The organism is Pseudomonas sp. 2VD (genome assembly GCF_005503585.1).
Taxonomy (GTDB): Bacteria; Pseudomonadota; Gammaproteobacteria; order Pseudomonadales; family Pseudomonadaceae; genus Pseudomonas; species Pseudomonas aeruginosa.
Map to the genome: position 1 here is coordinate 1 of NZ_SCND01000335.1, position 6,610 is coordinate 6,610.

6 protein-coding genes and 1 pseudogene are annotated in these 6,610 nt (G+C 68.8%); 1 reads left to right on the forward strand and 6 read right to left on the reverse strand.

Annotated elements, in window-relative coordinates:
• The coding region (locus FFS27_RS33790) for a hypothetical protein (RefSeq protein ID WP_171019233.1) at positions 1-137 on the forward strand (137 nt) is incomplete at its 5' end.
• A 59-nt stretch (positions 138-196) separates the two neighbouring features.
• On the opposite strand, the gene FFS27_RS26135 is transcribed toward FFS27_RS33790, so the two are convergent.
• The 6 genes and pseudogenes from FFS27_RS26135 to FFS27_RS26160 form a co-directional block, all read right to left on the reverse strand.
• Positions 197-1,432 (reverse strand): SfnB family sulfur acquisition oxidoreductase, encoded by a 1,236-nt coding sequence (locus FFS27_RS26135; RefSeq protein ID WP_003131666.1) that lies wholly within the window; start codon positions 1,430-1,432, stop codon positions 197-199.
• 30 nt (positions 1,433-1,462) lie between these two features.
• On the reverse strand, positions 1,463-2,722 hold the full coding sequence (locus FFS27_RS26140) for an acyl-CoA dehydrogenase family protein (RefSeq protein ID WP_023101251.1): 1,260 nt from the start codon (positions 2,720-2,722) through the stop codon (positions 1,463-1,465).
• A 217-nt stretch (positions 2,723-2,939) separates the two neighbouring features.
• Positions 2,940-4,565, reverse strand: coding sequence for an NADP-dependent glyceraldehyde-3-phosphate dehydrogenase (locus FFS27_RS26145; protein ID WP_003089420.1), 1,626 nt, complete (start codon positions 4,563-4,565; stop codon positions 2,940-2,942).
• A 163-nt stretch (positions 4,566-4,728) separates the two neighbouring features.
• Complete coding sequence (locus FFS27_RS33365; RefSeq protein WP_003089416.1) at positions 4,729-4,872, reverse strand: hypothetical protein; 144 nt, start codon at positions 4,870-4,872, stop codon at positions 4,729-4,731.
• 25 nt (positions 4,873-4,897) lie between these two features.
• On the reverse strand, positions 4,898-6,250 hold the full coding sequence (locus tag FFS27_RS26155; RefSeq protein WP_003107128.1) for a GntP family permease: 1,353 nt from the start codon (positions 6,248-6,250) through the stop codon (positions 4,898-4,900).
• A 96-nt stretch (positions 6,251-6,346) separates the two neighbouring features.
• A pseudogene (locus FFS27_RS26160) lies at positions 6,347-6,610 on the reverse strand (gluconokinase); the annotation flags it as partial.

Here is a 6,610-nt window from a genome sequence, read left to right on the forward strand (position 1 = left end):
AATATGCGCCGGGGACTCTGCGCGAGAAGTTGTTCGGCGACGGCCCGCGGCTGCCGGATTCCCATCCGGCGGCCGGCTATCGCGACCTGCGGGCGCTCTGGGAGAAGGAGGCCGGGCGCAACGCGCTGCCGGCCTGACCTGGGCGGACGGCGGATGACGCCGGTGGCGCTATCCGCCCCAGGGCCCGGGACGGCTCCTAGAGCCAGGCGTGCCGCGGTGGCTTCACCCCATTCAACTGGTAGTTGCCGATGGCATGGTATTTCCAGCGCACCGGGTCATGCAGGGTGTGGGTGCGGGCGTTGCGCCAGTGGCGGTCGAGATTGAGTTCCTCCAGGGTCGAGCGCGTGCCGACCAGTTCGAACAGCCGGTTGGCGGCGAGCAGGGCGGCTTCGGTGGTGAGCACCTTGGCCTCGGCCACGGCGATCGAGGCGGCGGCCACGCTCTCCTCGTCGGGGGCGGCGAGCGCCGCTTCGATGGCGTCGGCCGCCAGGTCGAGCACGGCTTCTGCGGCGCGCACGCGGATGCGCAGGTCGCCGACCTGCTGGATGGTGTAGGGGTCTTCCCAGGCATGCTGCTGGTTGGCGTCTATCCATGGCCGCGCGTGGCGGCGCACCTGCTGCACGGTCTCGGCGAGGATGCCACGGGCGATGCCGGCGTCGATGGCGGCCTGGATGAACTGCGATACGGCGCCGGCGGCGGTGGGGCGGTCGAAGGCGCGGTGCACCGGAATGACGTGCTCGGCCGGCACCCGTACGTTGTCCAGGATGACGGTGCCGCTGGCGGTGGTGCGCTGGCCGAAGCCGGACCAGTCGTCGATCACCGTCAGCCCCGGCGCGTCGCGCGGGATGAACGCCAGGTGCGCGCGCTGCTCGGCGTCGAGGCCGACGGCCGGTACCCAGTGGGCGAGCAGGGCGCCGCTCGAATAGAACTTGCGGCCGTCGATGCGGAACCCGTCGCCATCCGCCAGCACTCGTGTCTGGAATTCGGCGACGGTACGGCTGTGGCGTTCGGAGAAGGCGTTGCCGAAGCGCACGCCGTCTAGCACCAGGCCGTAGAAGAAGCGTTTCTGCTCCTCGCTGCCGTCCAGGCGCAAATGGTCGAGCACCGCCAAGTGGTTCTGCGGCAACTGCGCCAGGGACGGGTCTACCGCGGCGATGGTCTTCAGTACTTCGGCCAGGGTCCGGTAGCCGACCTCGGCGCCGCCGTAGGCGCGCGGTACGCTGATGCCCCATAGGCCGCTCTGCGAGAAGGCTTCCAGTTCGGCCACCGGCAGCCGGCGCTGGCGGTCGCGCAGCGAGGCTTCCTCGGCGAACAGCCCGGCCAGTTCGCGGGCGACGCGGATCGCCTCGGCGTCGTCGGCGATGCGCCGGGCCGGGGTCCGTGGCAGCGGTTGCCGATAGGGATCGGCGGCGTTCTTTTCCAGTGCGCTCATGGCGACTCCTTGCGATGGGATGGGCGAGGTTCAGCGGGACGCCGAGGCCGGACCGCTGCCGATCTGCCAGACGTAGGGCGGCTCGCTGCCGTTGATCTCCCAGTCGCCGACGATCCGTTGCTTGTAGATCAGGGGATTGTGCGAGGCGGCGGTGCGCGCATTGCGCCAGTGGCGGTCGAGCTGCTTGCCGCGGCCGACGGCGGAAGCGCCGCTGGCGTCGAACAGCTCGCTGGTGGCCTGCAACACCAGTTCGGCGACGATCGCCTGGGCCTTGGCCGATTCGATCTCGGCGGCGATATTGGCCTCCTTCTCCGCCTGCGGGTCGCCTACGAAGCGCGCCAGGTAGGCACGCTGGGCCGCTTCGGCGGCGCGCAGGGTGGCCGCCTCGGCGGCGTAGACGCGCGCGGCGATGCGCCCGACCACCTGCTGCACCTGGGGATCTTGGCTGACTCGCGGGGCATTGCCGTGGCTGTAGATACGGGTCCGCCCGCGCACCTCGGCGGCGACGTCGCGCAAGGCGGCGCGGCCGGTGCCGGCCAGCACCGCGAGCAGGACCAACTGGTAGAACGCGGTCTGGTACTTGAAGCGGCTGGCGAAGTCGATGAGGTTCTCTTCCTCCACCTCGGCGTCCTCGAACAGCGATGTGCCGCTGCCGGTGGTGCGCTGGCCGAAGCCGTCCCAGTCGTCGCTCTGGCGCACGCCGGGCTGGTCGGTGCGGATCGCCGCGATCACGTCGGCGCCGGTGTCGTCGCGCTGGGCATACAGATCGATCCAGTCGGAGAAGAGGCTGCCGGTGCTGTAGTACTTGCTGCCGTTCACCACCCAGCGACCGTCGTCCTTGCGCGAGACGCGGGTGAGCACTTCGCCCAGCCGTACCGAACCGACCTCGGTCCAGGCGCAGCCGACCAGGTCGCCCTCGACGAAGCGCCGCAGCCAACGGTCGCGGCCAGGGCCGGGCTCGGCATTGAGACGGTCCTCGACGAAGGCGAAGTGGCCGCGCAGGGCCTGAGTGATGTTGGAGTCGGCCTCGGCCAGTTCGATCAGCAACTGAACCAATTGCGCCAGCGAGGCGCCGGCGCCGCCGTGCTCGCGCGGCACGCGCACGGCGCCGAAGCCGGCCTGCTTGAGCCAGGCGATCGCCTCGTGGGGCAGTTCGCGTTGCCGTTCGCGCTCGACGGCGCCTTCGGCGATGCGCGCGAAGATCGGTCGGAAACGCTGGGCGAGCAGTTCGTAGTCGGCGCCTTCGGAGAGACTGGCGGCGGTGGCTTCGGGATGGACGCGGGCGTTCATGCGGACTCCTGGTAGGCAGCGGGGCCGTCCGGTCGACGGCTACCCTGGAGTCCGGGCCGTTGCACAGACTGTGCCGACCCGCGCAGGCCACTGCTTGCGCGGGTTCGCGCGAGCAGGAGGTGTTGCCGGGGCGGCAGCCTGTTGCGCGGCTGCTGCCTGGCGGACAGTGGGGGAGGTGGCGGCAGGTCCCTCTCCCGGCGGGAGAGGGACAGGCGCTTCAGAAGATGTAGTCGGTGGTGAGGAAGTTCGACGCGCGGTTGCGGATGATCTCGCTGACCAGGGTCTTGTTCGCCTCGGTGTCGCGGGTCGCCACCAGGGTGCGGATGGAGAACACCCGCAGCGCGTCATGGACCGACAGGGTGCCTTCCGCCGAATTCTTCCGGCCGTTGAACGGGTAGCTGTCCGGGCCGCGCTGGCACTGGGCGTTGACGTTGATCCTGCCGACCTGGTTGGCGAAGGCGTCGACCAGCCGGCCGATCTGCGCCGGGTCGTTGCCGAACAGGCTCAACTGCTGGCCGTAGTCGGAGCGCAGGACGTAGTCGATCACCTCGTCCAGCTCGCGATAGGGCACCACCGGCACCAGCGGACCGAACTGCTCCTCGTGGTAGAGGCGCATGTCCGGGCTCACCGGACTCAGCAGGGCGGGGTAGAAGAAGCTCTGTCGATGCTCGCCGCCGCCCGCATTGACCACTCGTGCGCCCTTGGCCAGGGCGTCGTTCAGCAGGCCTTCGAGGTAGTCGACCTTGCCCGGCTCCGGCAGCGGTGTCAGCGCCACTCCCGGTTCCCACGGCATGCCCGGCTTGAGGCTGGCCAGGCGCGCGCTGAACTTGTCGAGGAACGGTTGCAGCACGCTTTCGTGGACGAACAGGATCTTCAGCGCGGTGCAGCGCTGGCCGTTGAAGGACAGCGCGCCGGTGACCGCCTCGTTCACCGCGTTGTCCAGGTCGACCTGCGGCAGGACGATGCCCGGGTTCTTCGCGTCCAGGCCGAGGGCGGCGCGCAGGCGGTGCGGGCGGGGGTGCAGCTTCTTCAGGTCGCTGGCGCCGGAATGGGTGCCGATGAAGGCGAACACGTCGACCTTGCCGCTGGCCATCAGCGCCGACACGGTTTCCCGGCCGCGCCCGTAGATGACGTTGATCACTCCTGGCGGGAAGCTGTCGCGGAAGGCTTCCAGCAACGGGCGGATCAGCAGCACGCCGAACTTGGCCGGCTTGAACACCACGGTGTTGCCCATGATCAGCGCCGGGATCAGGGTGGTGAAGGTTTCGTTCAGCGGGTAGTTGTACGGCCCCATGCACAGCGCCACGCCCAGCGGCACCCGGCGGATCTGGCCGAGGGTGCCCTGTTCCAGCTCGAAACGGCTGGAGCGGCGGTCGAGTTCCTTCAGCGCTTCGATGGTATCGACGATGTAGTCGCAGGTGCGGTCGAACTCTTTCTCGGAGTCCTTGAGGTTCTTGCCGATTTCCCACATCAGCAGCTTGACCACCGCCTCGCGTTGCTCGCGCATCCGCGCCAGGAAGCGTTCGACGTGCTGGATGCGCTCGGCCACCCGCAGGTTCGGCCACAGGCCCTGGCCGTGGTCGTAGGCCCTCACCGCGGCGTCGAGCGCGGCGAGCGCGGCGTCGGCGTCGAGCAGCGGGGTGCTGCCGAGGATCACCTGGCGCTCGCCGTCGGCCTCGGCGAGGAATACCGGGCTGCGTACCGGCGCCAGCGGGCCGTCCCAATGTCGCAGTTGGCCGTCGACCAGGTAGTCGCGCTGCTCGATGGGGGCGTCGGGGCGGTACTGCTCGGGAATGGCGTCGAGGCTGGGAAACAGCGAATCGAGGTGGAGCGGGGCGGTCATGGCGGGTCCTCGAATGACGTGGATGAAAGGCGTGGGACTGTTGTAGCGCGGTCCGGATCGAAGGTAAATCGTTTCAGCAGGAAAACCGTCGCGCCCTTGCCGGAAATCAGCCTTTGCTCCCGCTTCGTGGGGGGCGGGAGCAAAGGCATGGCGCCGGCTGGCTTCAGGCGTCGGCGGTAGGCTCTTCGCGGGGCCGCGCCGGCGGTGGCTCAAGCAGTTCCTGCTGCTCGGCATAGCGCTGGCGGATATCGAAGTCGCGCGGCCAGCGCGAGGCTTCGTGGTCGGGGCGTTGCATTGGTTCGGTCATGGCTGGACTCCGGTCGGGCTGGTGCTCAGAGCACCAGCGACAGCAACAGGATGAAGACCAGGCCGACCACGGAGAGGATGGTCTCCATCGCGGTCCAGGTCTTGAAGGTCTCGCTGACGCTCATGTTGAAGTACTGCTTGACCAGCCAGAACCCGGCGTCGTTGACATGGGAGAGGATCAGCGAGCCGGCGCCGGTGGCGAGCACCAGCAACTCGCGGTTGACGCCGGGAATCAGGTCGATCACCGGCACCACGATGCCGGCCCCGGTGATGGTGGCGACGGTGGCCGAGCCGGTGGCGATGCGGATCACCGCGGCCACCAGCCAGGCCAGCAGGATCGGCGAGATCTGCGCGTTCACCGCGAGATGGCCGATGACGTCGCCGACCCCGCTGGCCACCAGCATCTGCTTGAAGCCGCCGCCGGCGCCGATGATCATCACGATGGCGGCGGTCGGTGCCAGGCTCTGGTCGAGCAGCCTGAGGATCTTCTTCGAGTCGAAGCCGCGGGCGTAGCCGAAGGTATAGAGCGCCACCAGCAGGGCCAGGAGCAGGGCGCTGATCGGATGGCCGATCATGTCCATCCAGGCGCGGAACGCGTGGCCATCGGGGAAGGCGACGTCGGCGAAGGTCTTCAGCAGCATCAGGAACACCGGCAGCAGCACGGTCGCCAGGGTCACGCCGAAGCTGGGCAGGTCCTGGGTCTCGGGCTCGTGGGCGATCTGCTCGACCAGTTCCGCCGATGGCGTGCCGGGTATGTAGCGCGAGACCAGCGCGCCGAACAGCGGGCCGGCGATGGCGGCGGTGGGCAGGGCGACGATCAGGCCGTAGAGGATGGTCTTGCCGATGTCGGCGCCGAACACGCCGATCGCCAGCAGCGGGCCGGGATGCGGCGGCACCAGACCGTGCACCGCGGAAAGGCCGGCGAGCAACGGGATGCCGATCTTGATCAGGGACACGCCGCTGCGCCGGGCGACGATGAATACCAGCGGGATCAGCAGGATGAAGCCGATCTCGAAGAACAGCGGGATGCCCACCAGGAATGCGGCGAGCATCATCGACCAGTGCACCCGCTCCTTGCCGAAGGCGCGGATCAGGGTGCGGGCGATCTGGTCGGCGCCGCCGGAATCGGCCATCAGCTTGCCGAGCATGGTGCCCAGGGCGAGGATCACGCCGACGAAGCCGAGCACGCCGCCGAAGCCGTCCTGGAAGGATTTGACGATCTTCTCCACCGGCATCCCCGAGGTCAGGCCGAGGAAGCCGGCGGCGATGATCAGGGCGATGAAGGGATGCACCTTGAAGCGGGTGATCAGCACGATCAGGCCGATGATGGTCACCAGGGCGTCGAGGAGCAGGTAGGCATCGTGTGACATGCCGAACATGGAGGGCTCTCCTTTTGTCGTTGTTCTACCGGAGTTGCTGTTTCATTGAAGCGCCTTTTCGGGGTAGCGCTATCTTTGTCGGACAAGCGAAAGACTTCAGGCGGCGGCGTGCTCCAGCCACCAGGCGTGGGCGGTCTGCGCCAGGCATTCCACCGGCAGGGTGGCGTCCAGGCGCAGGGTCAGGGGTTCGTCGAGCGGCGGCTCGAGGGCGGCGAACTGGCTGTCGATCAGGGTCGCCGGCATGAAGTGGCCGGGGCGCTGGGCGACGCGCTCGGCGGCGACCGCCGGGGTCAGTTCCAGGTAGACGATGCCGAGGCCGGGCACCGCGCGGCGCAACCGGTCGCGGTAGGCGCGCTTGAG